Source organism: uncultured Fluviicola sp. (assembly GCF_902168135.1).
Classification (GTDB): domain Bacteria; phylum Bacteroidota; class Bacteroidia; order Flavobacteriales_D; family Crocinitomicaceae; genus Fluviicola.
In genome coordinates this window covers 68,230-93,528 of record NZ_CABHOL010000050.1, presented here as the reverse complement: position 1 = coordinate 93,528, position 25,299 = coordinate 68,230, and the positions used below count along the sequence as shown (strand labels likewise).

Below are 25,299 nucleotides of genomic sequence, written 5' to 3'. Positions count from 1 at the left end.
CGGATTTCCGTTCCGGGAAACGATTTCCACTTTTCCATTACTGATTTTTGTTACTGCACGGTAACCGTCGTATTTCGGCTCATACATCCAATCCGGGTTATCTTCGTGCGACGAAGAAAGGGTTGCCAGCATAGGTTTTTTCAACTTTTTCCAGGCTTCTTCAATGGGGGTTTTAGGAAGTTCGGGCTCAGCATCCGTTTCGAGATCTGCAGAAACTTTCGGCTCTTTTTTCTCCGGTTTTCTTTTTGGTGTTTTCTTTTTCGCAAACGGTTTCACCGGATCGATCGAAGCAATGTTGTAGCTTTTTACAGCGTGGTCGTCCGATTTCTTGATCAGCAGCCAGTTCTTATCCGTGCCGTCATTCATCCGCACCAAAGCAAATGCTCCTTTCAGGTGTTTTCCTTTCAGGATGAATTTCAGATCTCCTTTATGATATTGATACAATAACAGCTTTTCAGCAGATTTGGAAGCATCCGGTTCCAATGGAATATAAGTCCCGTTATCCCAAATTTCCACAATCCCGGCACCGTAATTCCCTTTCGGGATTTCCCCGTAAAATTTACCGTAAGCCAGCGGATGATCTTCCACGTGGACAGCCAGCCTGCGTTCTCCGGCTTTCATCGACGGGCCTTTCGGAACTGCCCAGCTTTTCAGAACGCCATCCATCTCCAGCCGGAAATCGTAATGCAGATGAGAAGCGTCGTGGCGCTGGACCACAAAAGTCAGTTTTTTCGAAGCTTTTTCTTTCTTGCCCGATGGTTCGGGAGTTTCCCCGAAATTTCTTTTTTTCCGATAGAGATTGAGTGCCATAATCAGGATGCTTTGGATGATTTACTTTTCTCTAAACTGGCCTTGAGCTGTTCCATCAAATCTTTCGACTTGCTGTGGACCACTTTCAGTTTCGGTACTTTCGATTTTTTACCTTTTGCCTTTGCTTTGATAATCTTCAATAAAGCCGCGGCATACTCGTCTTTAAACTTATCAATATTGAAAGGTGTTGTGTATTGTTTAATCAGTGCCATTGCCATTTTCAGTTCCGCAGGTTTCACTTCGGAAGCGGAAGGCAGTTTCAGCTCATCTGTATCACGGATTTCCTGGGAAAAACGGATCTTACTCAAGACCAGTACATTTCCTCTTGGTTTCAATACTGTGAGCGTTTCAGCCGTACGAAGTACAAATTGGGCAATACCGACCTTTTTCGATTTTGCCAGCGCCTCCCGCATCAAAGCGTATGCCTTTACACCGGACTTTTCTGGCTCCACATAATAGGAATTCTCAAAGAAAATGGTATCAATATCTTTTTCATCCACGAAATGGTCTACCTGGATGATCTTACTTTTCTCCGGTGCCGCAGCTTCAAAATCCTCGGGATCCAGCAAAATATAGTGCTCTTTCAGCTTGTAAGCTTTTGCAATATGCTCCCAGGCTACTTCTTTCCCTGTATTTTCATTTATCCGTTTGAATTTAATGTGGCTCATATCCCGCGGATCGACCATATCCAGGTCTAACGAGCTCTGCTGTGTTGCACTGTATAGTTTGACAGGAATATTGACCAGTCCGAAACTAATTGCACCTTTCCAGATTGCTTTCATAATTCAAAATTTAAAATGGATAATTGAAAAGGGGATTAGACCTCTTTATTCTTATGTTCAAGAAAACAGAAAGCTGCTTAAAGTTCGAGTACTTTTTAATTCCACAATTTTCCATTTTAAATTATTTATCTGGTCTAAGCATACTTCCTTTTTCGTAAATGTCTACCACCATATTCCCGGAATGATCTATTCCCGCGCGGTGCATGCGGTCGCAGTTGAATGAAAAACCAATGTTTCCGTCCACATCCACGCTGATCATTCCAACATCGCCGTTGATCGGATTATCGATGTTCCGGATCACATTATCACATGCAGCCTGCAGGGGCATTCCTTTCAATTCCATCAGCAAAGCCACTCTATGTGCAATCACATTGATAATGATCAGCTCACCATCACCGGTACAAGATGATGCACATTGAGTATTCGCATAACAACCCGCCCCGATCATACAGCTATCTCCAACTCTTCCAGGCAAACTATTCGAAATACCTCCGGTAGAAGTAGCTGAAGCCAGGTGACCCGAAGCATCCAATGCGACACAGCCAACTGTTCCGTGACCATAACTTTTCTCTTCCTTCAAATCGTTGATCTGCCTTTCTACGATGAAATAATCTTCAGGCATTAACTCCAACTGATTCAACTTGGCGAGTTCCAATGCACCATATCCTGCGATATGCACATGTTTGGTATTACTCATAACCTTTCTAGCCAGTGAAATTGGGTTTTTCACTTGTGTAACCATGGAGACTGCTCCAGCGGCATGTGATTTTCCATCCATAATTGCGGCATCCATTTCAACCTTGCCATTGGAATTCAAAGCGGAACCTTTCCCGGCATTAAACAGCGGGTTATCTTCCAGAATTCTTACGGTGGCTTCTACCACATCCAGTGCGGAAGAACCCTTTTGTAATAATGCGTACCCTTGTTCTAAGGCTGCTTTTAATCCTTCCAGGTAAGCGTCGTAATTGGCTTCTATGAACTCACTGTTTTGTCCGGCACCGCCATGTATAGCAATTGCAATTTTATTCATCTTCTGTCGATTTTATGTGTGAATAACTTAATTTGCAGGTGTGGATGTTGAACTCGCAATTCCTGACAAGCAGATGCACTCTCAGGTTGTCTACATAGATAGGATCACCTTTTTCCACATCACTCACATTGGTCTGTTCAATATGACGTGCATCGATGATAACTACCATTCCTGAACCCAGGCATTGCGCTTTACGTCCTTTCCGTATCAGTAAAGCCGTATCTTCTCCCAATCCGACCCCAAGCTGGTTCGAATTGGAAATAACAGCATGGGCCAGTCTTCCGAAACGCCCTCTCCGTATAAAATGCGTGTCTATGATACAATCTTCGATCAGACCTAAACCGGAGCTAATACGCAAATCATAATCAATCAATGCTTCATTCGTACCACCGCTTTGGATCATCAATTTCGACATGACCATTGCCCCGGCACTTGTTCCTGCAACTGTAAAATTAGAATCGGTCTTGTAGCGTTTATAAATAGCATCCGATATGGGGGAACCTCCGATGATTGTAGCGATCTTGAACTGATCTCCGCCGCAAAACATAATCGTATCTGCTTTGTTCACCCGGTCCAGGTATTCCGAATTCTTGGTATCTGCAATGCTGTGAATATCCAGAAAACCAACATTCGTATAACCGACCTTACCGAAGGCTTTTTCGTAGCTTGCCCGGATCTCAAGGGGAAATCCGGTAGCTGTTGTGATCACTTCGATCCGATCATCCAGGGAATTTTCAGAAACCAGTTCTTTCAATATTTCAAGGTGCACAAACTGTTTGTTATGTGCAGCTATCGGGACCTGGTTCTCACCTTTATCTTCGGCCCCGCCGATTAGTAAAAGTCTGCCTTTGGGTACCATGCGGAGTGTTTTTAATTAAGAAACTTTAGACATTGAGTAAAGCAGTTTTTCCTGTAGTCGGCGCACCAGCTCGATCGAATGCTTTACATGGTCTGCACATACAAATATGAAGGCTTCCTGCGGTGCATTGGTAACTGCAAATTCAATTGCCGCAGCTTCATCGGAAATAACCTCGACTCTCGGATTAGCATTAACAGAATGAATTCCTTCCATTACCAAACCGGTCAGTTCTTCGTTTGTTCTGCCTCTCCCGTCTTTATCGTGCCTGATAATGATCTCATTAAAAATGGACGCTGCATATTTCCCCAGGTTGCGGATATCTTCCTCTCTCCGGTCACCGGTTGCCCCAATGATACAAATCTTGGAAGATGCATCCACCTGGGCCATATATTTCTGAATGGCATCAAAGCCCGAAGCGTTATGTGCATAATCGAGCATCAATTGGCAGTGAGCAAATTCAAAAAGATTCATTCTTCCGGGTGTCAATTCCGGAGAAGGAATGAACGAAGTAAGTGCTATCCGGATATCTTCGATTGTAAATCCTGAAACTATGGCCGCAGCGATTGAAGGTAAAACATTTGCTACCATGAATGCTGCTTTCCCACCCAAAGTAACCGGAGTGCGGGTCACAGCCAGGATCCGGATCACCGTCTCCCCTTTTTGTACGACAAAATATCCATCCTGCACGAATACGGATATGCCACCTTTTGCACAGTGCTCCGTAATCCGTTCATTTTCCTGCTCCATGCTAAAAAGTACCACCGTGGAAGAAACAGCATGACGCATTTCATAAACCAGGTCATCATCCGCATTTAAGATAGAATAACCTTTATCAGCTGTGCTCCTGGCAACGACTTCTTTTACCTGTGCGTAATCTTCCAGGGTATGGATATCATCAATTCCCAAATGGTCTTCCGTAACATTCGTAACGATGCTCACATCACATTCATCGAAAGCTAACCCGGAACGAAGAATTCCTCCCCGCGCACATTCCAGTACCGCAAAATCAACCATCGGATCCGCCAAAATAGTTCGTGCACTTTGCGGACCGCTGCAATCTCCTTCCCGAATGGTATGTCCATTGATATAAATTCCTTCCGTTGTGGTATACCCAACACTTTTTCCTGCTTTTTGTGCCATGTGAGCAATCAGGCGAGTGGTCGTTGTTTTACCGTTTGTACCGGTGATAGCAATAATCGGGATCTTACCATTCGAATTTTCCGGGAAAAGCATATCCAAAACGGGTTTCGCCACGTCGCGGGCCGTTCCGTTGGAAGGATGTGTATGCATGCGGAAACCGGGACCTGCATTTACTTCAATCACTGCACCGTTTCCTTTTCGAATCGGCTCCGACACATCTTTTGCCATGATATCAATTCCGCAAACATCCAGCTGGAAGAGTCGTGCAATGCGTTCTGCAAGGAATATATTGAACGGGTGAACACTGTCCGTTACATCGGTTGATGTTCCTCCTGTTGAAAGATTGGCTGTTTTCTTGAGCATAATCTCCATTCCCAGAGGAAGCACATCATCCAGGCTCAATCCGGCTTCTTTCAACAGTGCTTTGGTATGGTAATCTATTTTTATCTTCGTAAGGACTTTTTCATGTCCCAGCCCGCGATCCGGATTTTCGTTCTCTTTAGCAATGAGCTGGCGGATAGTCAACTGCCCGTCACCTCTGACACAAGCAGGCGTTCTTTTTGCAACTGCGATCAATTTGTAATTGATAACCAAAAAACGGTAATCAAAACCTTCAATAAATTCTTCGATTATAATCTTGTCGGATATTTTCCAAGCCTGCTTTGCAGCTTTCAACGCCACTTCTTTGTTACGTATATTAGCGGTAATTCCCCGTCCATGATTTCCATCAATGGGTTTAATAACCCACGGAAAAGGAATCTCCTCAATGGCTTCTTCCAATTCGGGTTTCGTATAAACGGTGATGCCTTTGGGAACAGAGATCCCGGCTTTTCCAAGCACTTCTTTCGTGAACCATTTACACGCTGCGGATTCTACTGCCAGGTTATTGGTGGTTCCCATCACTGTAGCGCGGAACAGCTGTTGATTTCGCCCGTACCCAAGCATATATAGAGAATGACAATCCATCCGTGTTACGGGAATATTCCTGCGGACTGCCTCATCGAGAATTGTTTGAGTACTTGGGCCGGGCATTTCATCTGTCCAAATCTCCTTCAGCGTTTCGATGACATTTTTAACATCAAAATTGTTCTTTTCCGCAACAGCTTTTACAAATTCCACTGCCGCTTTCCCGGCATAAATACCTGCTTCTTCCGATAAATAGGAGAAAACAACTTTGTATACACCATATTCTCCGGCAGATCTCGTTCTGCCGTAACCACAATCCATTCCGGCAAGCACCTGGAATTCCAGGGCCACATGTTCAATGACATGCCCAAGCCAGGTACCTTCTTTCATTCTTTCGCAAAGCCCTCCTGCTTTCCCTTCTGAACAGCGATGTTCGTATAAGGACGGTAATGCTTTCATGATGCGTTCGTAGAATTTCGGGATTTTATTGGTTGGAAGTTCTTCGTACTTTCCCAGGTCCAATTTCATTACGATCAGTTTCTGCCTGTAATTCGACCAATAATTCGGCCCGCGCATTACCTGTATGTTTTTAATTTCCATGATTTATTAATTAAACAGTGTGTGTCATTTCGGGTTTGAAAAACATTGAAAATTGAATCTATCCCAATGTCAGTCAGCACCGTAGGTAAAAATAAAACTGTATAGAAACTGCTTACTTACACAATTCTCCGGTCGATTTACATAAATCCTATTATTTGTTTTTTTTAAGAATATCGGAGGTTCTGCCCTGGTGGAATCATTCTATTAAAAAAAGCTAAAAATCGACTTTTCATGCACTAAAGATCAAAATCCCGGAATCTCATCTCACACATGCGCCAAATCCTTTTAAACACTAACAATTCGAAATCCGGAACGCATCATTGGGAATTATCCAAAGTGTGAATAGTACAAATTCTCAAAAATTAAGTGTAACAGGATTTTTATCAAAGCTCCCGAATTTTAGTTCTCTCACAGATAGCACCTTATATTGGTATGTGGGTGTAAGAAGAGTTTTATAACCAAAAGTAATGTATCATGAAAAGTGTAAGAATGACAGCAAGAAGGAGTTTGGCTTATTTAGGAGGATTAAGCCTGGGTTTATTAGTGATCCATGCATGTGGCGGTAATCCCGATGATTCGAAAGAAATCGCAGAAGACCAGAATGATGAGCGTTTTGATGACAGAAAGTCGGAAAAAGACGCAAACTTTTTAGTTGAGGCGGCAGCTATTAACCTGGAAGAAATTAAACTAGGAGAATTAGCTCAGCAAAAAGGGATGATGGAAGACACCAAAGCATTAGGTAAAATGATGGTGAAGGAGCATACTGCGGCATTGGACGAATTGAAAACACTGGCTGCAAACAAATCTATTACGATCCCTGAAGTTTTAACCGAAGACGGACAGGATGCCTATGACGACCTGAACGAAGAAAAGGGGATGAAATTCGACGAAGAATATGCCAGCATGATGGTAAGAGGACATAAAAGCGCTATCCGCAAGTTTGAGAATGCTTCTTCCAATGCGGAAGACCCGGACATCCGAAACTGGGCAACATCCATGCTTCCGGGATTGCGTGCGCACCTGGAGAACGCTAACATCTGCAAGGATAAAGCTAAGGAGATGAAGTAAGAGAAAGCACTGCTTTCGATTCGAAAGACCGTCATTGACGGTAAAAAGTGGTGTCGAAATGAATTTGAAAAATCAGTTTTGACCCACTAAAAAAGCAAGTAGTAACACATAAAAACAAACAACATGGCGACAAATAATCAAGAAATTGTAGATTGTTTAAACAACCTGGTACAAATCAATAACGACCGCATCCAAGGGTATCTAACCGCTTCGCAGGAAACCGACCAGGATGACCTGAAAAGTGTTTTCTCTGAAATGATGACAACCAGCCAGGAATGCCGTCGTGAATTGGTTCAGGAGATTACCAAACTAGGCGGAACACCGGTTGAAGGCACAACCGTTTCAGGCAAGCTTTACCGTGTGTGGATGGATATCAAGGCCGCCCTGAGCAGTAAAGAGCGTAAAGCAATCCTGAATTCCTGTGAATTCGGTGAAGATGCTGCGGTTAAAACTTACCAGACAGAAATGGATAGTGAAGCTTTGAAAGGAAGTGAATACGCGCAACTCGTTCAGGAACAGTATTCTAAAATCAAAGCAGGTCACGATAAGATCAAGCAATTACGCGATGCTGCCAATAACGCGGCGTAATTTGTTTAAATACAGGTATGACCTGTTCTTAAACACTATTCAATTAAAAGGGCTGTCTTTCGGGACAGCCTTTCTTGTGTGGATAACTTCCTGTTTTTAGAGGGAATGTATTTATTTTACCTTCCGTTTTTTGGGATATTCCAGCTGATAAGTTTGAATATCGAATTTGCAGTTTTTGACCAACAAGTGCACACGGAGATTGTCCACATAAACAGCTTCGTCATCTTTCGCCTCATTGATGTTGGTATGCTCGATCTCCCGACCGTCGATAAGAATCACCATGCCGGATCCCAGGCATTTCACTTCATGTCCTTTTTTAACGATGATCGCTGTGTCTTCACCCAATCCGATTCCCATTTGTCCGGGGTTGCGAATAATTGCCTGGGCAAGCCGACCGAATCTGCCGCGTTTCAAAAAGTGTGTATCTATAATACATCCTTCCAGCAGACCAAGTCCCCCACCTGTTTGCAAATCCGATTCAAAAAGCGCTTCATAAGTTCCCCCCGACTGGATCATAACTTCAGGAGCAACCGCAGCTCCGGCACTGGTCCCTGCAACTGTAAAATCCTTATCGGCAAAATATTTTTCTTTAATCGCTTTTGCAACAGGAGTTCCGCCAATTATAGTAGCTATCTTAAACTGATCTCCTCCCGAAAATAAAACGGTCTTTGCTTTTTTGATGCGGTTTATAAACTTTTCCTCATGTGCTTCCTTTTTGGTTTGGATATCCATGAAACCGATGTTTTTATAGCCGACCTTTTCAAATGCTTCTTCGTATTTTTTTTTCTGTGTTTGGGGCTCGTTCGATGCAGTGGTGATTACTTCAATCCGGGGGTTTTGTGTTTTACCGCTTACCAGTTTTTTCAGGATCTCCATTTCCACGAATTTCGGATTATGGAAAGCCATAGCTAACTCCCCTTTTCCCTTGTCTTCTGCACCACCGATAATTAATAATCTTCCTTTTGGAATAGTCTGCTGATTCATGATTCCTGTTTTTCGTTTATTCTTAAAGAAAAGTAGAAATGAACCGCGTAAAATGGTTTGCAAAAATTTCAGAACCATTTACATGATTCTCACCACCGAAAAAAATTAAGCAACATCCTCAGCAGAATCCCCGTCCCCGGTAAGAAACGGCTGCGTAGGAAAAGCAAAGCAAATAGATCGTTCTTTGAAAATCCTGATCACTTCCATGTATATGGCATGCTGAACATCCATGTAGACTCCGTAATCCGGACTGAGAACAATATAGACAAATTCAAAATTGATACTCCAGTGGTCCAATGCAGCTAAGTGACCGCGGCTGTATTCCACTTTTGGCTGTTTATCGATGATTTTTTTTACAATCCCCGGAATTTCTTCCAGCACTTCCGGCGGGGTATTGTATACAACCCTTAGAATAAATACGATCCGACGAGTCTCCAACCGTTTAAAATTGTTTACGCGTGAATTGGTAAGATCGCTGTTCGAACAAACGAGTTGGTCTCCGCTCAAAGTACGAATGCGGGTGGTTTTAATGCCTATTTTCTCTACCGTTCCGGACTGATCTCCTATTGTAATCGAATCGCCGATCTCAAAAGGTTTATCAAAGAAAATGGAAAAGTAGCTAAAAAGATCACCCAATATGTTTTGTGCTGCCAGTGCAACTGCAATCCCACCGATTCCAAGGCCGGTGATCAGCGTAGTAACGCTATATCCCAGGTTATCGATCAGGAAAATAATTCCCAGTATCCAAATGACGACATTCAGCACGATCATCAAGCCCGAAACGGATTGCTCTGCTGATCCATCATCGGTTCTACGCCTGGTAACTCTCATCAGCAAACGACGGAATACGGCACTGATCAAGCGAAGTACGCAAAAAGTAAGCACCACCATATAAATGATATGCACAACCTTATCCGCTTTTGGCGATAAGTGAAGGGTACTTATTGCAAGATAGAGAAAACCAACATAAAGGATCGGAACTACTAACCGTTCGATTCCAATGACTAACAAATCGTCCCAGGTTGCGGAAGTTGATGCTGACCAGGTTTTTAGCCGTTTTAATACGACGTAGCGAAATAATTTTATTCCAATGACGGAAACAATTACAATTCCCAAAGCAAACAACCAGGAATAGATGGTGTTTCCCCAAAAAGTGTACTGTAAAAATTGCTCCATGCCTTAATCCTTTAAACGAACAATCCCGGCCGGATCAATTATATACAGCTAAAGAAGGGGCTCTCGCCCCATCATAACCTAACTCCTAACCAGTTTTGCCATTACCAACTACAACTAAGTAATGAAGCTAAATTAAAGTTCATCTGAATTCAGAAACTTACAATTCTGTTATAAGAATTTACATAATTCATACTTTAGAACTGACACTGCGAAAAAGCCTATTGAAATCTCTCAAGGGCTTCTGTACTTTTCGGTGTAAAAAAATTGATCAAATTGCCATCCGGATCGCGGAATAACAACGAGCGGTTTCCCCATGGCATGGTCGTTGGCTGCTGTACTAATTTCTCACCGATTGAATCTTTGATCCTTTCGTATACCTCATCTACATTGTCGACCCGAAATTCAATAATCACACTCTTGTTACTTGCAGGAACCGCCATTCCCTCTCCGAAAAAATTCAAGGTACGTGTACTTCCAACAGCTAATTTGACTGACCCAATTTCAATTTCTGCAAAATCTTCCGTATACCAAACAGCCGGCAAAGCTGTAATGTGTTCAAAAAAAGACACCACCTGTTTGATGTCGGCTGTAATAATTCTAACTGATGCTAAATCCATAATCTTGTTTCTTTAAACTCCCAATGACATTATCGGGATTGTTTGACGAAGACAAAACTAGGGCAGCCCTGTGACAGCAGCTTGTCAGGGGTGTTGGAAATTTTTTCGCTTTTTCGCCAGGTATTGCTGAAGTGTGATTTTATGAGGTTCAAAAGCCTCTGCCAACGGTTCAATCGTTAAAATCCGGTCCAAACGGAACATGCGGTAATCTTTTCTCAGCCTGCAGAATGCAATTACAGCCCAACATTCATCCAATGTATAGTACATGGCAAAGGGTTCGATCTTTCGTTCCGTTTGCCCGGAACTGTTTTCAGATTGATAGGAAATTTTAAGCACATTGAAATTCGTTAAGGCATGCTGGATAACTGTCAGTGAATTACTGGAATGCGTTTTTGGTTTCACCGGACTCAGCGCAATGCGGTTGGATAAGAGATCCGTTCTGTCTTTTGCCGAATAGGAAAGCACTGCTTTTACTTTATTGACAGCCGAAACATAGGATTCAGCCAATGAACTGTCCCGGTTATTGAGGGCTAATTGTTCCATGGTTACCAGCGCATTTGCTTCCGCTTCGCTAAACATTACCGGAGGTATCTTAAATCCTTCTGTCAGCGAATACCCTTTTCCATCAATTACTACAATAGGAACTCCTGCCAATTCAAGGGTTTTTACATCGCGGTAGATGGTGCGCACACTCACACCGAATTTTTCCGACAGGAAAGTTGAAGTAACAATCCGCTTTGTCTGCAACTGAATCAATATTGCTGTTATGCGTGCTATTCTCGTTGTGTCCGTGCTGTTCATTCCTTGATTTCAGACCCTAAAATTGAAAAAGTTGTTATTCATTTCCAACTACAGACATTCATTCAAGGGTAAAACGCATGATGTACCCGATCTCTTCTCGCTTCATGCTTTCCAAACCATACCGGAATTGAATGAATAGAAAAATACCTGATGGTTCTTCAACAATTCTAACAACTCCCGGACCACCTCCATTGACTGAGGAAACAGTGAACTTTTTATTGTCATTCATCGGGAAAGGAATTTCATACCACATACCTGTTTTTGAAACAGTAAATGTGCTTGATATTCCATTTACATCGTAGGTGAAATCCGTAATGGTCAAATCAATAGACATTAACTTCCCTTTTATCAACGGATTTTCAGTAGTTTCATAAGTGGATACTGCTAAAATTTTTAACCCGTTGTACGGCGGAAATAAATTACTTCTGGATGTTTTCCAGTCTCCTGAATACCAGACCTGTTCTTTCGTATTACTCATAGTGCATTTTTTTGATCATCCTTTATTAATATTCTCCAATGCAAAGCTAAATTCAGTTGATGAAGTACCTGGTCCGCCTCCTGTCATTACGATATCTGCACTTGTAATACCCAGTAAGTTGATCTCTGTGTTCACCTGGGAAATGATCGCAGAATTCATTATATCACCTTCCTCAACCTGGGAAACAACCCCGATGTAAATACGCGGTCGAAACTCAAACACCGCTTTTTGCCCCGGAGCCAAACCCGTTTTAACAGCAAGTAATTTTCCATCGCGAAAACAGCTGGCGTTGATCGCACCCAAACTTAATTCGTTCCTCACCTCAACCTGATAGGGACTTGTAGCAGGAGTTGTTGACAATTGAAGTATATCTCCCGAAGTAGATTTAAACATGTCAAAAGCCTGACCATCGTAAGCAGTAAGCTGCGGAGTATAATTCCCATAAGAATCACTGGCCGACACCTGGAAATTCATCGAGTACAAGAACGGATGATTATCCAATCGTCCACAATTTTGAATGACTTTCCATGCTACTGCCAATTCATCGAAATTTTCTGCAACATTTTGCTGGAAGATAACCACATTACTGTTGTTCATGTCATTCGAACGGTTAATGAAATTCAGTTTAATAGCGTTCATAAATAATGGTTTAATTGCTTCCAAAACTAATCCAAAAATTGATTCAAAGAGGAAACTGTCGAAATAAAGTCAGGCATCCCGTTTGTCTTATTTCATCGCTCAAGACATATACTCTTATTCTTAACTCTTGCCAAAAAATGCCAAAACTGTGAGTTATGTAAGCTCCCGGAATTTTGTTATAACACATCAAACCGCCATTTCTGTCACCTTTAATTAGGATTTAAACAGACAGAATATGAAAAAGATTTTAATAATGGCTGCGGTGCTTTTGACAAGCCCTACAGTATTTTCACAGGATGCTCCTGAGAAAACGACCAAAACACTTTCGATAGGACCTTCCGTAGGGTTTGGTCACACCGGTCTGCGGAATACAGTTGGAACAGATATATTCAAACCATCCTGGAGAGCCGGTATTATCCTGAACTACAGCTCACGCAAACATATCGGATTTGCCGCAGATATTCTTTGGTCTATGGAAGGTTCAAAAGTACAAGACAATGGTTTTGAAGCAGATTTAAGCATGCACTACATCCGTGTACCTTTGAAATTCGCCTATTATTTCGGTGATTTTGAAGATGATTTCCGACCAAAAATAACAATCGGTCCTTCCATGGGATTCCTGCTGAAAGCAGATGGTTATGTGGAAGGCCTGGAAACGGTAGATGTGACAGACAATTATGAGAAGTTCGACATAGGTGTAGCTGCTTCCCTTGGTTTTAACTGGAAACTGGCAACCAACATCTGGCTGAATACCGATTTCAATTATTATACTGCATTTACGGCAGTTCGCGACAGTCAATACAACTCCAACTTTGGACTCCAATTGGGGGTGGCTTTTGGTCTATAAAAGAGTTTGAACAAACTCCGGAATGCCCTCAACGACAATGTCGGGGGCATTTTTGTTTTATAGCTCTTAAAATGCATTGCATCTAAAATCCATTGTAAATAAGGAACAGTCATTCAGAAAGGCGAACTACTAACTGAATCTCCTTCACTGTCAAAACTCATACCGAAAGAAAAGAGCGTAGAAACCCATTCTGAGTGAGTTTGAGAGTGAGAGAAGAGGGTAAAAAGAAAAGAGCGGTACTTGAGTATCGCTCTTTTCTTTTTGGAGCCGAAGCCCCCACTTAAACTAAAAAACTTAAACCTAAAACATTGTCTTTTACAACTTATTGAATGGTCCTTAAAATTACCTTATCAGTCATTCATTTAGTTACATTATCTTTTAAAGAATTTACAAATTCTTTTGACCGGAGCCGAATCACTATTCCTGTATCAGGGAAAGTATATTTTTCGAAGGATCCGTAAACCAAGCCTGTGAAGGTCCGTTCTCCATCCGGGAAATTCCTTTCTGGTCTGTTTTGATGTAAGGCATATCGTACTGCAGGAAAGAAACTCCCTTTTTACTTAATTCATCCACTGCATCTTCTATATCCGTAACCGGAATATTCAATACGGTGAATGTTGCCGGAACATGGTCCTGCTTCGGATAAATAATGATTCTCATTCCTTCATTGATGCTGATTGTTAATATCGACATCTCTTCTTTCTCGACCTGCAGCCCCAGCACATTTTTGTAAAAGAAATATGCTTCATCAGTATCCTCTGCCGAAAAACTGCTAAAAATTCGTTCTCTCTGTATCATAACTATCGTTTTATATTTCAATTTCAACTTCCGGTTTAGATGTACGCTGATCAAACAAACGCACTATAACCTGTTATTGCCCTTCCTACAATCAGGGTGTTGATCTCTTTAGTTCCTTCGTAGGAGTAGATTGCCTCCGCATCGGCCACAAACCTGGCGACATCGTATTCCAGTAAAATCCCATTACCTCCCATAACTTCACGTGCTTTACTGACAATATCCCGTGTACGCAGGCTGCAGAATACTTTCGCCAAAGAGGCATGCTCGTCGGTTAGTTCTTTCTGGTCCTGTAATTCTGATAAACGAGCAACCATGGTCTGCATAGCCGTAAGATTCGTAAGCATTTCCACCAAATGGTTTTGGATGAGCTGGAAAGAAGCAATCGGTTTACCGAACTGTTTCCGCTCCCGGGTGTATTTCAAAGCCGCTTCGTAAGCACCCCGTGCACATCCAACTGCCAGCCAGGCAACCCCGGCACGGGTCATACGCAGCACGTTAGCCGTATCCTTGAAAGAATTGGCTTTTTGCAGGCGGTCCGTTTCTTCCACTTCACAGTTCGTCAAGGTCACAATCCCGTTCTGAACAATGCGCAAAGCCATTTTATCTTCCATCTTGTCGACCGAAAGTCCCGGGTTTCCTTTTTTGACCAAAAACCCTTTGACCTGTTTATCATCTTCATCTTCCGCCCAGATAATGATTACATCTGCAAAAGTGGCATTGCCGATCCATTTCTTTTGTCCGTTCAGGACCCAGGTATCTCCGTTTCGCTTAGCTTTCATCGTAAGGCCTCCGGCAACGGCTGATCCGACTTCCGGTTCTGTCAGTCCAAATGCTCCGATTTTTCGCAAGCTCTTCAATTCCGGCAGCCATTGTTGTTTCTGTTCTTCCGAGCCCAGTAAATAAATCGATCCCATGACCAATCCGCTCTGCACCCCGAAAAATGTAGCAAAAGAAGCATCCACGCGTGCCATTTCCATGGCCAGTACCCCTTCAATCAAACAAGATCTCAAAGGATTGCTAAAACCTTCGTAAGTAATTCCGCAAATATCCAGCTCCCCTATTTTAGGAATCAGGTGATGTGGAAACTCACCCCGCAGCCAATAATCATTGACGATAGGTTTCACTTCTTCTTCCATAAATGTCCGGACTCTCAGCTGCAGTGCTCTTTCTTCGGAATTGAGCGTGTGACTGATATTGTAAAAATCCCCGTCGATGGGAGGCAGTTCTTTTTCGGAATGCTTTCCGCCGATGAGTTTCATTAAACCGGCCAGCTGCTTATCATCCAGTTTTCCCACCCGGTTCATCACCTCGGGAAGATCGATCTTTTTTGACAATTGGGAAAACTGTTCCATATCCACCTGCTTAAACAAGTGCCAGGCATTTTTGAGATTGGAAAATAACGACATTCGTGCGAGTTTTTTGTGTGTCCCTGTAAAGTATAACAAAAAGCCGCGCGGGTTTCTTAAAAGAACTTAAAACTACTTTACATCCGTGAGGTTTTCCAATGCCGTGGGAATGAGTTCGGAAACTGTTGGATGCAGTACAACCGTGTCACGGAGTGCCGTATAGGGAATACCGGAGACCATCAGGTTGAGAATTCCCGAAATAATTTCATCACCACCCACTCCCAACACCGCTGCACCAATGATCGTATCGTCTTTCTCATGGATGAGGATGCTCATAAACCCTTTGGTTTCTCCTTTTTCAACAGCTCTTCCTACCCGCGTCATTTCCCTGCGTGCTTCCTTCACTTTCAACCCTTTCTCAAGAGCTTCTCTTTTGGTCATTCCGGCTCTTCCCAGCGGAGGATCCACAAAAAGCCCGTAAGTTTGGATCCGGTCCGAAATCTTTCGTTTCTTTTCATCAAAAAGATACGATGCCGCGATTTGAAAATCATTGTACGAAGTATGCGTAAAAGCTCCTTTGCCGTTACAATCGCCCAATGCAAAAACACCGGACACACTGGTTTCACAATAATCATTCACTTCGATATACCCGCGTTTATCTGTCTGAATGTTCGTTACGCTTAAATTTAACCGGTCCGTATTGGGTATTCTGCCGATTGCCAAAAGCAGATGCGTAGCAGAAAGTGTGTGATCATTGCCATCCGTTCGATAACTTACCCGGATTTTTCCGGCTCGCCCTTTGGCAGATATGTTAGCAGCATGCTTGATAAATTTCACCCCGTCACTTTCCAGGCATTCCTGTATCACAGCACTCGTGTCTTCATCTTCACGACTGATTATCTGACCGGAGCGTTCAATGATTGTTACTTTACTTCCGAAGCGTTTAAAAAGCTGTCCGAACTCAAGCCCGATATAACTGCCACCGATAATCACCAGGTGTTTGGGTAATTCGGTCAACTCCAGGATGGATTCATTGGTCAGGTAATCGATGCCATGGTATTCTTGGGGAACTAAAGCTCTTGCGCCTGTATTGATGAAAATTTTTGGAGCAGTATACTTTTTGCCTTTTACCTGAATAACCTTATCGGAAACAAAAGATGCTTCGCCTTTGATCAGCGTAATATTCGAATGATCCCGAAAACTTTTCCCGATTGACTTTACCGAACCGTCTACTATTTTGTCTTTCCGGGCTTTGATCTTTTTAAGGTCTGCAGCAGATTTTCCTTTCAGAGAAATCCCCATTTCTTCCAAATGTTCGGTTTCCCACATGCGCCGTGCACTTGCAACATAAGCTTTTGTCGGAGTGCAGCCTGTATTTACACATGTTCCGCCTACGGTACTTTTCTCTACGATTGCCACAGACCACCCCTGATCGGCCAATTTGTGTGCTAAAGGAGTTCCTGCCTGCCCGGAACCGATAATGAGTGCGTCAAAATTTTTCATGCTTATCCGATCTTTTTAAATCTGCTCTAACGCTGATTGTTTTCAACAAGCTTTTCTTGTTTCGACACAATTTAGGATATTTCAGGAAATCTAAAAAATCGAACTTCCTTATCGATGTGGATCAGTTAAACGACTGACGGTACTCCAGGGGTGTGATGCTCGTTTTCTTCTTAAAAAGCGTACTGAATGACTGTGCATGCTCAAATCCCAATGCGTATGCAATTTCACTGACGGATTGATTGGTCGTAGCCAGCTTTTGTTTTGCTTTTTCGATCAATCTTTCGTGAATGTGCTGCTGGGTATTTTGTCCGGTGTGCATACGCAAAAGATCACTTAAATAGTTGGGTGACAGGTTCATCATCCCGGCTATATACTGCACGGTCAGCAATTCCTGCTGCATTCCTGCATTGTTTTCAAAATAATCGTCAACCAGCTTTTCAAATTTCGCCAATAACTGGTGATTGTGATTTTTACGGGTGATAAACTGCCGCTCATAAAACCGGTTGGAATAGTTCAGGAGTAATTCAATCTGTGATAAGATAATTTCTTGTGTATGCTTATCAATATGGCTGCATTCTTTATCAATTTTATGAAGTATCGTGATCAGATCTTCTTCTTCCTCAGCTGAAAGGTGCAGGGCTTCATTAACAGAGTAAGAAAAGAAACTGTAATTGCCTATCGTCTTTGCAAGCGAATGAGTCAATAAAAAATCAGGATGGAAGATCAGTAAATAACCCGAACCGCATTCCATGTTTGCCAGGTCCAGGTGCTGCACCTGGTTGGGAGCAGTGAAGCTCAAAACACCTTTATCGTAATCGTAATGCTGTTGTCCGTACCTGATCTTACCTTTCGCATCCCGTTTCAAGGCCACGCAGTAAAACCGGTTAACGAATCCCTTCCACACGTCGTCTTCCAGAAAAATACTTTCGGTGAGATTAATGACACTTACCAAAGGATGCCTGGGTTCTGGCAGAGACAACAAGCGATGAAATTCAGATATTGAGTTTATGGAATTCATAGTACTAATTTAAGCATTTAAAAAATAAAAAAAGCGGCTGTACACTTTACACAACCGCCTAATTCCTAGTCAATCAGCCCCATACTGAATTCATCGTACGGTTTGCCGGTATCCGTTCCCAGCGGCACAATGTTTTCCAATTTTGACAGATCTGCTTCACTTAACGGTATTTCAGCCGACGCAATATTCTGTTCCAGGTACTTTCTGCGTTTAGTCCCCGGGATAGGCAAAATCCCTTTACTCATGATCCAAGCCAGTGCAAGCTGGGAAGAAGTGATTTTTTTCTCTTCGGCCATTGCTTCAATTGCTTTCACTAACTCAATATTCTTGTAGAAATGAGCTTCCTGGAAACGTGGAATGGCTCTTCGGAAATCATTTTCTGGTAAATCATCGATTGTGCGGATCTGCCCGGAAAGGAATCCACGTCCCAATGGGGAATAAGCTACAAAACCAATTCCTAATTCCTCTAAAGTTTTTAGTACGTCTCGTTCTTCAACCGTCCGCTCAAATAGAGAGTACTCACTTTGAACAGCCGTAACCGGGTGAACAGCATGTGCTCTTTTTACTGTTTCTGAAGACACTTCCGATAATCCGATATACCCGACTTTTCCTTCTTTCACCAAATCGCTCATTGCTTCAACAGTCTCTTCGATAGGTGTGTTCTTGTCGAGACGGTGCATATAGTACAAATCAATGTAATCCGTATTGAGGTTCTTCAGTGAACGCTCCACCGCTTTTTTTACATACTCTTTTTTACCATTGATTGCCCAGGTCACTTTATCGTTATCGTCTATTTCCCAGCCGAATTTAGTTGCCAGAATATATTTATCCCTGTTCCCCGCAATGGCTTTGGCAATCAGCTGCTCGTTTTTCAAAGGTCCGTATAAATCCGCCGTATCTAAAAAGTTTCCGCCTAGTTCAAGTGATCGATGGATCGTGGCGATCGCTTCCTGCTCATCTGCTTCCCCATACATATTCCCTTCTTCAAAACCGGTCATTCCCATACATCCCAGTCCGATTACCGGAAGTACCAACCCTTCACTTCCCAATTTTATTTTCTTCATTTTTAACGTATTTGATTGAATGAGACAAAGTTCCGAAAGAATCTTTCCGCACTTGTTTGCAAATCCCTGAAAGTTGTATGCAAATCAAGGAGAAGATGAAAACCATCACAATTCTTTGCTCGTTTCGAATTTTTAATACCTTTGCTTCGCATTTAAAATGTTGGTGCGGTGGACAGGACTCGAAAAATTGTCTAACTAATATTTTTAAAAGCATGAAAAAGATCAGCACTTTATTCAAAAAAGACCCTAACGATTTAGGCCGGATTATCAACGAGATCAATCCTGAAAACGCTTGGGTTTTCAATGGGGAAGGAATTGCCACCCGAAAATTTGACGGAACTTCGTCGGCCATTATCGATGGCATTTTGTACAAACGATATGATGTAAAAAAAGGACGAACAGTTCCTGAAAACGCCATTCCGTGCCAGGAAGCAGATGCCTTATCGGGTCATCATCCGCATTGGTTACCATGCGACCGGACCAAAAAAGAAGACCGTTATTTCTTTGAAGCCTTTGATCAATTGACGGAAATTGTGGACGGAACCTATGAATTGTGTGGTCCTAAAGTTCAGAATAATACTGAAAACTTAGAGCACCACATCTTGATTCCACATGGGAACGAGATGATTGAAATTACCAATTTCAGCTTCGAAGCTTTTCAAAACTTGTTGTCTGACAAAGACGTAAACATTGAAGGGATTGTATTCCACCATGTTTCAGACGGACGCATGTGCAAGATCCGCAAACGCGACTTTGGCATTAAACGATAAAAAGCAATGTTAAAACGGGATTATTTGCTGCTGCGAATGGTCCCGTTTCTTGTTACTTTTGCAACTGCAAATCAGTATCCCATGACGCCAGAAAACTTATTAAAGCAAATCCAGTTCATAAAGGAGATCGACAAGATCAAGTACATTCAGCGCAAAACCAAATTATTCAACAGCGACCGGAACGAAAACGACGCGGAACACAGCTGGCATTTAGCCATGATGGCTATCGTACTGGCAGAACATGCCAATACATCCCTTGACTTGCTAAAAGTGGTCAAAATGGTATTGATCCACGACATTGTTGAAATTGATGCCGGCGATACCTTCATTTACGATACGCAGAAAAACCATTCGAATACAGAAGAAGAACTCGCAGCAGCCAAACGTATTTTCGGGATGCTGCCTAAAGAACAAGCCGAAGAACTGATAGCGGTTTGGAAAGAGTTCGAGGCCGGGGAAACAAATGAAGCCAAATTTGCCCGAACCATGGACCGCCTGGAACCTTTACTGCAAAATACTTCTAACAATGGCGGAACCTGGAATGAGTTCGGTGTAAGCTACGACAAAGTATATGCAAAGAAAAGCATCATGAAAGAAGGTTCAGACACCATTTGGTCTTACGCCGAAGGATTAATCAACGACAGCGTGGAAAAAGGGATTTTGAAAAAGGACTGATACAAAGCTCTCTCCAACTACTTTTTGATGAATTTAAAAGATACAGTTGCATTATTTTCCAGAACTAACTGCCCATAATAAAGTCCGGGAGCTAATTTCGAAACATCCACTTCATTGGATAAGTCCTCATTCGCTAAAATGACTTCCCTCCCGCTTTGATCCAGAACAACCATCCTGGTCACTTTTCCCGCTGCATCAATCACCAGTTTTTCTTCTGCAGGATTGGGATAGACATTTAACACGGAGATTTCCAATTCGGAGTTCCCCAGGTACTCAAACAGGTTACAATCACACAATGAAGTCTGCTTTTCCAATTCACGTCCTTCGTTGAAATCAACGATGTAAATCCACCAGTTGTTCAGAATCCCTCTTTTATCCCGGCAGGCCTTGTTAGGCAGATGCCTGTGCCACCAGGACATATACCCCAGTTGCGAACAATTCCAATCCAGGCAGTTCACCATTTCGGTTTCCTGGAAAAGGAAAGGGTATGTATACCAATTAGGAGCGTAGCTAACAACAGTGTTCAAGGCATCGTATTCGTAATCATCAGATGCATTCACCGGAAAATGGATATTACCAACATGTCCGCTGTCACTTTGATGTGTATCCAACAAGGTAAAGAAATCAAAACTACTGGCTGGAGAGGCATTGTTCCACCCTCCGAATAAGCGGATCATGGCATTTTCCGCACGGTGTCCATAACTGTGCCATGCTTCAGCCAGTCCGCGTTCATAATTGAAGCCCATAATCGGCAGGTGATCCGTACATGAATTACCTGTAAGCGGCGGAGAATTATAAAAAAAAGCGTTATTACCGGTCAGCCTGCTTTCATATAAACCAACAAATGGCATGGCGTAAACCCAAACCTCATCGATCTGTTCATTGTTGCTCAACGTGCAAAAATCATAATCTGCCAGAAGCTGGTTGTAAAGGAATTCACTTTGACCGAGCGTTTCCGCAACATAGTGCAGAGTTGCCCAGCCGGGTTCCATAAAAAGTTCCGCAAGGCTGTCTGCACTTATCGCCGTGTTTCCGAACAATGTATACAGGTTATCGGTGTGATACGTTTGAGAAATGGAATAGTGCACCACTCCCCCGCTGGCAGCATTCAGGCTGTCGCACAAGTTCTGTGATAAAGTCGCAGGATTTTCCCAGGAATGGTATTGGGAGAAAGTACTTCCTCCAAAGACTCCGGATGCGGGGTCTATAATCACTAATGCCACATTAACAGGACGCGTATTTGCCAACTGAGGCTCGATAAAAGGAGTTACCGTAACAGAAGCATGTGAGGTCAGAGTCGAAAATTGAGCGGTCAGTATTCCGGAACCGGTCGCTCCAACAGCAGAGATTACACCGTTACCGTTTACATTGAACACTGCGGTTTGGTTCGATGACCAGGTAAACAAAGCCGGATCTACCGCATGATAAATTCCTGAGGTATCCAGCATCAATGCCCCGGGCTGATAATCTGCCCCTGGTAAGATCCGAATGGGTGAAGGACTCATACAAATAGCTGAAACTTCAGTTTGTACACTTGCTTCAATATTCCATTCACGCAAATGCACGTAATCATCTCCGGTTGTACGTTCCAGTGTGAGCCGTAAAAAACGCGCCGAAGCATTTAAAGATTGGTCATCCCAAACATTATCAGTTATTGCAACCTGATTCACCAACACCTGGTAAGAACCTGTTTGACCATTCAGATCTGTCAGGGAATTGGCGCATTCCAGTTTCCACACGGCATTACCGGCACCATTCATCAAACTATTATCACCTATTGCTACAATCCGGTTAAAATCCAGTGTGACAATCATTGGGTTAATGGAAGCAGTGCGAGCCAAAGTAGCGGTATTGCCGTCAAACACATCGTTTATACTACCTATATCCAGGATCGGGTGAGTTATACCGGCTTCACCGCTAATAACTTCCTGACCAACATTTAATTGAAAAGTATAAGGGATTTGGGAAATTCCGGCCAATGGAAGGAGCCAAAACAAAAAAAGGAATCGTGATGCAGTCATAATGGTGTTTTTTCAATATTACAAAAAGATATGAGAATAATCCGCACATCATATCGGATCTATTCTTTTCATCTGTTTGTTTTTTACAGAGTTCCGGCAACTCCACACCTGTCACTTTGATGGAACGGTTATGAAAACCGGTCAGGCAGTCTGACTTTCCTCGAATTCCTTTTGGCGCTCTTTGATGAAGGCGGCGTGCGTCGTTCCCCAGTTGTCAATCTGTTCAAGGAGCGGCAGCAAACTCTCGCCCAATGCAGTCAATTGGTACTCTGTTTTCTTGGGATATGCATCGGTTGCGCGTTTTTCAATGACTCCGAAAAACAGTAATTCTGCCAGTTGCATTTCTATCACACGCGGAGAAGCTTCATCGATGTAACGGCAGATTTCTGCCGGACGAACGATCCCTCTGTGGATGGCGTCCAAGACACACAATTTCCACTTTCCTCCAAAAACTTTAGCAGCTACAAGAATGCCGCAATCCAGGTTCTCTTTTATTTTCTTTGTATACATGAACTGGTTTTTGATAAAATTACCGAATTCGTACAACAGGAAACCATTCGTTCATACCGAATCTTTTTTCGGGTATTGTGTAGTTATTTCTTTCCGGTGAAATTTGCTTCAGTTAATGAAATACACAGAAAAATGGAAAACAAAGCAACGAACAACGTCAAATTTAAATTACACACCACAGACATCTTCCCACTTTTAATCTGGGCCTTCGCCATTTTCATCACCTGGACATTTATGCACGGAGCGGATCACTTCCTGGACCTCACAGCTCAATCTCTCGGAAAATACTACGACTATAAATGGATCCTGATCGCACACATTACAGCTGGCGGAGTAGCTATTATTTCAGGCATGCTCCAGTTCTGGAAAAAACTGCGCAATTACAGCCGGAAACTGCACCGGTTTATTGGTTTCATATACCTGCTGGCAGTTCTCACAAGCGGGCTATGTGCAGTTGTACTGGCATTTACCACGGCTTACCAAGTAAATCTTCCATATGCCTTTTCGCTTCAAATCTGGGTAAGTGTCTGGCTGAGCGCCTCCTTTATAGCGTATTATGCAGCGATCAAAAAAAAGTTTCAATTACACAAAGAATGGATGATCCGAAGTTATATCGTAACTGTTGCCTTCGTTATTTCCGGTTTGACTCTTAAAATTCCCTATGTACAGAGCTTAGGAAGTTTTGAAGACATCTCTCCTTCCCTCTTTTGGTTCGGGTGGGCTGTGCCGCTTTACATCTATGAAGTAATCCGGAGCAGTAAAATGATGGCAAAATAATGCCCTGACTGTAACTTATCTTCCGATAAGCGTTATACAGTTGATTACTATACTTTTGATCATTAATCCAAAACAATGGACTATGAACCGGCTCCTTTCCTTACTATTCCTGTTGTCGTTCCAAAATATGTTTGCTCAAGAGCAAACAGAACACACCATCTCCTCAAAAGTCTTCGACACAGATCGAAAGATTACCGTTTATCTTCCGGCAGAATATCTTCTGGACACGGTAGGTAAGTTTCCGGTTGCCTATTTGTTCGACGGGCAGTCTGAACATTATCTCAAAATGGTTTCCGGAATGATGGAATACTACAACCAGACAAATCTCTGCACCGGTTTGGTGATCGTTGCAGTACATACCGAGGATCGTTTCGGAGAGTTTGTCCCGGAACCCAAAACGGATTCCGTCAATCATAAAACCACTTATTCGACCAAATTGACGGATTTTCTCGACCAGGAATTATTCTCATTCATAGATTCTAATTACAGAACAACTCATTTTAAAATGGGAATCGGGCATTCGCTGGGCGGGACTTTCCTGCTTTACGAATCCTTTAAGGAAAATTCCCCTTTCGGGGCTGTTATTGCCGCAAGTCCCAACACCAATATCCCCGGAATGACTCAAATGATCCCCGAATACCTGGATAAACATCCTGATATGAATACCTTCTTCTACATTACAGGTGGCGATACGGATCAAATGGAACTAGACTTTCTAAAAACAACTATGCAGATCGATTCTTCCATAAAGGCGCGAAATTCAGCGTCTTTGGATTGGAACTTCCGGAAATACGAGCACTCCAACCACATGGAAACTTTTCCAAAAACGTTCAATGACGGTTATTTGCTGTTTGTAGAAAGATGGAAGACGACCTCGAAAGACTTTGCTGCCATGAAAGGACTGCAAGATGAAGCACTTGAAAAAGAAGTTAAAAAGCTATTGGCCAAAAAAGCTGCTCATCAAAGAACAGAAATGCCTTACACCTTCAGAGAAGTGCTCATAGCTCAGAGACAAGCTGAAATGGTTAACGAATACCAAACAGCATCTAATATCAGCGGCCTGTTAATCCGTTTATTGGAAACAGATTCAACGGTTCCTAAGGATGACAAAGAGGGAATGTCACAATGGCTGAAAGAAAAACAGCTTTACCTGAAGTTCCGGGATATTTGCGGTCAGGCACAAAGTGCCTTGGACCGGAAAGACTACAAACTGGCAGCACAGGAGTATGCACGAGCCTTCGAACTAAACATTATCCGCGGCACCTTTTCTGAGCGTATCAACTCACTGGATGCTTTTGCACAAACCGGAAATACCGAAGCTGCTTTCAAACAGCTTGATCTGCTGGCAAACCTTTTCAAACTAAGAGGAAGTGAAAGCATAGTTGATGATCCGTTACTGGAACCACTTCATAAAGACAAGCGCTGGGATAAGTACTTGAAGATTTTAGAGGAAAATAAGAAGCTGAAGTATGAGTAAGTCCTTCAAAATCTA

Annotated in this window: 25 protein-coding genes; 7 read left to right on the top strand and 18 right to left on the bottom strand. The window is 42.7% G+C overall.

The window, feature by feature from the left end:
* From QZT69_RS17225 to cphA, 5 genes are all read right to left on the bottom strand, one after another.
* On the bottom strand, window positions 1-810 hold an 810-nt coding region (locus QZT69_RS17225), incomplete at its 3' end, for a DNA polymerase ligase N-terminal domain-containing protein (protein ID WP_294678557.1).
* A 2-nt stretch (window positions 811-812) separates the two neighbouring features.
* Entirely contained in the window at window positions 813-1,592 is a 780-nt protein-coding gene (locus QZT69_RS17220) for a Ku protein (RefSeq protein WP_294678550.1), read from the bottom strand.
* Window positions 1,593-1,713: 121 nt separating this feature from the next.
* Window positions 1,714-2,622 (bottom strand): isoaspartyl peptidase/L-asparaginase family protein, encoded by a 909-nt coding sequence (locus tag QZT69_RS17215; protein WP_294678543.1) that lies wholly within the window; start codon window positions 2,620-2,622, stop codon window positions 1,714-1,716.
* Complete coding sequence (locus QZT69_RS17210; RefSeq protein ID WP_294678536.1) at window positions 2,615-3,481, bottom strand: cyanophycinase; 867 nt, start codon at window positions 3,479-3,481, stop codon at window positions 2,615-2,617. Before QZT69_RS17210 ends, QZT69_RS17215 begins: the two co-directional genes overlap by 8 nt.
* A 15-nt stretch (window positions 3,482-3,496) precedes the next feature.
* On the bottom strand, window positions 3,497-6,127 hold the full coding sequence (gene cphA / locus QZT69_RS17205) for a cyanophycin synthetase (protein WP_294678528.1): 2,631 nt from the start codon (window positions 6,125-6,127) through the stop codon (window positions 3,497-3,499).
* Between the two features lie 474 nt (window positions 6,128-6,601).
* Here cphA and QZT69_RS17200 point away from each other — a divergent pair, with 474 nt between their 5' ends.
* The gene (locus QZT69_RS17200) at window positions 6,602-7,195 is read left to right on the top strand and encodes a DUF4142 domain-containing protein (protein ID WP_294678521.1); all 594 of its coding nucleotides are present in this window, start codon (window positions 6,602-6,604) and stop codon (window positions 7,193-7,195) included.
* Window positions 7,196-7,318: 123 nt separating this feature from the next.
* Window positions 7,319-7,783, top strand: coding sequence for a PA2169 family four-helix-bundle protein (locus tag QZT69_RS17195; RefSeq protein ID WP_294678514.1), 465 nt, complete (start codon window positions 7,319-7,321; stop codon window positions 7,781-7,783).
* A gap of 111 nt (window positions 7,784-7,894) precedes the next feature.
* Here QZT69_RS17195 and QZT69_RS17190 read toward each other — a convergent pair whose 3' ends face one another.
* The 6 genes from QZT69_RS17190 to QZT69_RS17165 all read right to left on the bottom strand — a co-directional run bounded on the left by QZT69_RS17190 (window position 7,895) and on the right by QZT69_RS17165 (window position 12,478).
* Window positions 7,895-8,767: a cyanophycinase gene (locus tag QZT69_RS17190; RefSeq protein WP_294678512.1), complete on the bottom strand. Its 873-nt coding sequence runs from the start codon at window positions 8,765-8,767 to the stop codon at window positions 7,895-7,897.
* A 105-nt stretch (window positions 8,768-8,872) separates the two neighbouring features.
* The gene (locus tag QZT69_RS17185) at window positions 8,873-9,943 is read right to left on the bottom strand and encodes a mechanosensitive ion channel family protein (RefSeq protein ID WP_294678510.1); all 1,071 of its coding nucleotides are present in this window, start codon (window positions 9,941-9,943) and stop codon (window positions 8,873-8,875) included.
* A 218-nt stretch (window positions 9,944-10,161) separates the two neighbouring features.
* On the bottom strand, window positions 10,162-10,560 hold the full coding sequence (locus tag QZT69_RS17180) for a VOC family protein (RefSeq protein WP_294678494.1): 399 nt from the start codon (window positions 10,558-10,560) through the stop codon (window positions 10,162-10,164).
* 84 nt (window positions 10,561-10,644) lie between these two features.
* Window positions 10,645-11,361: a YafY family protein gene (locus QZT69_RS17175; RefSeq protein ID WP_294678489.1), complete on the bottom strand. Its 717-nt coding sequence runs from the start codon at window positions 11,359-11,361 to the stop codon at window positions 10,645-10,647.
* A 58-nt stretch (window positions 11,362-11,419) separates the two neighbouring features.
* Window positions 11,420-11,839: a hypothetical protein gene (locus tag QZT69_RS17170; RefSeq protein WP_294678483.1), complete on the bottom strand. Its 420-nt coding sequence runs from the start codon at window positions 11,837-11,839 to the stop codon at window positions 11,420-11,422.
* 15 nt (window positions 11,840-11,854) lie between these two features.
* On the bottom strand, window positions 11,855-12,478 hold the full coding sequence (locus QZT69_RS17165) for a hypothetical protein (protein ID WP_294678481.1): 624 nt from the start codon (window positions 12,476-12,478) through the stop codon (window positions 11,855-11,857).
* Window positions 12,479-12,713: 235 nt separating this feature from the next.
* Here QZT69_RS17165 and QZT69_RS17160 point away from each other — a divergent pair, with 235 nt between their 5' ends.
* Complete coding sequence (locus tag QZT69_RS17160; RefSeq protein WP_294678479.1) at window positions 12,714-13,325, top strand: porin family protein; 612 nt, start codon at window positions 12,714-12,716, stop codon at window positions 13,323-13,325.
* A gap of 417 nt (window positions 13,326-13,742) precedes the next feature.
* Here the strand turns inward: QZT69_RS17160 and QZT69_RS17155 are convergent, their stop codons facing one another.
* The 5 genes from QZT69_RS17155 to QZT69_RS17135 form a co-directional block, all read right to left on the bottom strand.
* Window positions 13,743-14,123, bottom strand: coding sequence for a VOC family protein (locus tag QZT69_RS17155; protein ID WP_294678478.1), 381 nt, complete (start codon window positions 14,121-14,123; stop codon window positions 13,743-13,745).
* Window positions 14,124-14,173: 50 nt separating this feature from the next.
* The gene (locus QZT69_RS17150) at window positions 14,174-15,529 is read right to left on the bottom strand and encodes an acyl-CoA dehydrogenase family protein (protein ID WP_294678474.1); all 1,356 of its coding nucleotides are present in this window, start codon (window positions 15,527-15,529) and stop codon (window positions 14,174-14,176) included.
* A 72-nt stretch (window positions 15,530-15,601) separates the two neighbouring features.
* On the bottom strand, window positions 15,602-16,972 hold the full coding sequence (locus tag QZT69_RS17145) for a mercuric reductase (protein ID WP_294678469.1): 1,371 nt from the start codon (window positions 16,970-16,972) through the stop codon (window positions 15,602-15,604).
* 121 nt (window positions 16,973-17,093) lie between these two features.
* A complete protein-coding gene (locus QZT69_RS17140; protein WP_294678465.1) occupies window positions 17,094-17,990 on the bottom strand; it encodes an AraC family transcriptional regulator in 897 nt (298 codons plus the stop codon).
* A 65-nt stretch (window positions 17,991-18,055) separates the two neighbouring features.
* Entirely contained in the window at window positions 18,056-19,054 is a 999-nt protein-coding gene (locus tag QZT69_RS17135; protein ID WP_294678463.1) for an aldo/keto reductase, read from the bottom strand.
* A 212-nt stretch (window positions 19,055-19,266) separates the two neighbouring features.
* On the opposite strand from QZT69_RS17135, the gene QZT69_RS17130 reads away from it, so the two are divergent.
* Both QZT69_RS17130 and QZT69_RS17125 read left to right on the top strand, forming a co-directional pair.
* Complete coding sequence (locus QZT69_RS17130; protein WP_294678461.1) at window positions 19,267-19,824, top strand: hypothetical protein; 558 nt, start codon at window positions 19,267-19,269, stop codon at window positions 19,822-19,824.
* 81 nt (window positions 19,825-19,905) lie between these two features.
* Complete coding sequence (locus tag QZT69_RS17125; RefSeq protein WP_294678459.1) at window positions 19,906-20,499, top strand: HD family hydrolase; 594 nt, start codon at window positions 19,906-19,908, stop codon at window positions 20,497-20,499.
* Window positions 20,500-20,516: 17 nt separating this feature from the next.
* Here the strand turns inward: QZT69_RS17125 and QZT69_RS17120 are convergent, their stop codons facing one another.
* Window positions 20,517-22,520: a T9SS type A sorting domain-containing protein gene (locus QZT69_RS17120; RefSeq protein WP_294678457.1), complete on the bottom strand. Its 2,004-nt coding sequence runs from the start codon at window positions 22,518-22,520 to the stop codon at window positions 20,517-20,519.
* Window positions 22,521-22,661: 141 nt separating this feature from the next.
* The gene (locus tag QZT69_RS17115; protein ID WP_294678455.1) at window positions 22,662-23,030 is read right to left on the bottom strand and encodes a helix-turn-helix domain-containing protein; all 369 of its coding nucleotides are present in this window, start codon (window positions 23,028-23,030) and stop codon (window positions 22,662-22,664) included.
* Window positions 23,031-23,162: 132 nt separating this feature from the next.
* On the opposite strand from QZT69_RS17115, the gene QZT69_RS17110 reads away from it, so the two are divergent.
* Together QZT69_RS17110 and QZT69_RS17105 are read left to right on the top strand one after the other, a co-directional pair.
* Entirely contained in the window at window positions 23,163-23,807 is a 645-nt protein-coding gene (locus tag QZT69_RS17110; protein ID WP_294678451.1) for a DUF2306 domain-containing protein, read from the top strand.
* Window positions 23,808-23,889: 82 nt separating this feature from the next.
* A complete protein-coding gene (locus QZT69_RS17105) occupies window positions 23,890-25,284 on the top strand; it encodes an alpha/beta hydrolase-fold protein (RefSeq protein ID WP_294678446.1) in 1,395 nt (464 codons plus the stop codon).
* Window positions 25,285-25,299 lie beyond the last annotated feature (15 nt).

Bases quoted from the DNA above. Each gene is read 5' to 3' on its own strand.
- QZT69_RS17220 (WP_294678550.1), bottom strand. From the start codon at position 1,592: ATGAAAGCAATCTGGAAAGGTGCAATTAGTTTCGGACTGGTCAATATT.
- QZT69_RS17215 (WP_294678543.1), bottom strand. From the start codon at position 2,622: ATGAATAAAATTGCAATTGCTATACATGGCGGTGCCGGACAAAACAGT.
- QZT69_RS17210 (WP_294678536.1), bottom strand. From the start codon at position 3,481: ATGGTACCCAAAGGCAGACTTTTACTAATCGGCGGGGCCGAAGATAAA.
- cphA (WP_294678528.1), bottom strand. From the start codon at position 6,127: ATGGAAATTAAAAACATACAGGTAATGCGCGGGCCGAATTATTGGTCG.
- QZT69_RS17200 (WP_294678521.1), top strand. From the start codon at position 6,602: ATGAAAAGTGTAAGAATGACAGCAAGAAGGAGTTTGGCTTATTTAGGA.
- QZT69_RS17195 (WP_294678514.1), top strand. From the start codon at position 7,319: ATGGCGACAAATAATCAAGAAATTGTAGATTGTTTAAACAACCTGGTA.
- QZT69_RS17190 (WP_294678512.1), bottom strand. From the start codon at position 8,767: ATGAATCAGCAGACTATTCCAAAAGGAAGATTATTAATTATCGGTGGT.
- QZT69_RS17185 (WP_294678510.1), bottom strand. From the start codon at position 9,943: ATGGAGCAATTTTTACAGTACACTTTTTGGGGAAACACCATCTATTCC.
- QZT69_RS17180 (WP_294678494.1), bottom strand. From the start codon at position 10,560: ATGGATTTAGCATCAGTTAGAATTATTACAGCCGACATCAAACAGGTG.
- QZT69_RS17175 (WP_294678489.1), bottom strand. From the start codon at position 11,361: ATGAACAGCACGGACACAACGAGAATAGCACGCATAACAGCAATATTG.
- QZT69_RS17170 (WP_294678483.1), bottom strand. From the start codon at position 11,839: ATGAGTAATACGAAAGAACAGGTCTGGTATTCAGGAGACTGGAAAACA.
- QZT69_RS17165 (WP_294678481.1), bottom strand. From the start codon at position 12,478: ATGAACGCTATTAAACTGAATTTCATTAACCGTTCGAATGACATGAAC.
- QZT69_RS17160 (WP_294678479.1), top strand. From the start codon at position 12,714: ATGAAAAAGATTTTAATAATGGCTGCGGTGCTTTTGACAAGCCCTACA.
- QZT69_RS17155 (WP_294678478.1), bottom strand. From the start codon at position 14,123: ATGATACAGAGAGAACGAATTTTTAGCAGTTTTTCGGCAGAGGATACT.
- QZT69_RS17150 (WP_294678474.1), bottom strand. From the start codon at position 15,529: ATGTCGTTATTTTCCAATCTCAAAAATGCCTGGCACTTGTTTAAGCAG.
- QZT69_RS17145 (WP_294678469.1), bottom strand. From the start codon at position 16,972: ATGAAAAATTTTGACGCACTCATTATCGGTTCCGGGCAGGCAGGAACT.
- QZT69_RS17140 (WP_294678465.1), bottom strand. From the start codon at position 17,990: ATGAATTCCATAAACTCAATATCTGAATTTCATCGCTTGTTGTCTCTG.
- QZT69_RS17135 (WP_294678463.1), bottom strand. From the start codon at position 19,054: ATGAAGAAAATAAAATTGGGAAGTGAAGGGTTGGTACTTCCGGTAATC.
- QZT69_RS17130 (WP_294678461.1), top strand. From the start codon at position 19,267: ATGAAAAAGATCAGCACTTTATTCAAAAAAGACCCTAACGATTTAGGC.
- QZT69_RS17125 (WP_294678459.1), top strand. From the start codon at position 19,906: ATGACGCCAGAAAACTTATTAAAGCAAATCCAGTTCATAAAGGAGATC.
- QZT69_RS17120 (WP_294678457.1), bottom strand. From the start codon at position 22,520: ATGACTGCATCACGATTCCTTTTTTTGTTTTGGCTCCTTCCATTGGCC.
- QZT69_RS17115 (WP_294678455.1), bottom strand. From the start codon at position 23,030: ATGTATACAAAGAAAATAAAAGAGAACCTGGATTGCGGCATTCTTGTA.
- QZT69_RS17110 (WP_294678451.1), top strand. From the start codon at position 23,163: ATGGAAAACAAAGCAACGAACAACGTCAAATTTAAATTACACACCACA.
- QZT69_RS17105 (WP_294678446.1), top strand. From the start codon at position 23,890: ATGAACCGGCTCCTTTCCTTACTATTCCTGTTGTCGTTCCAAAATATG.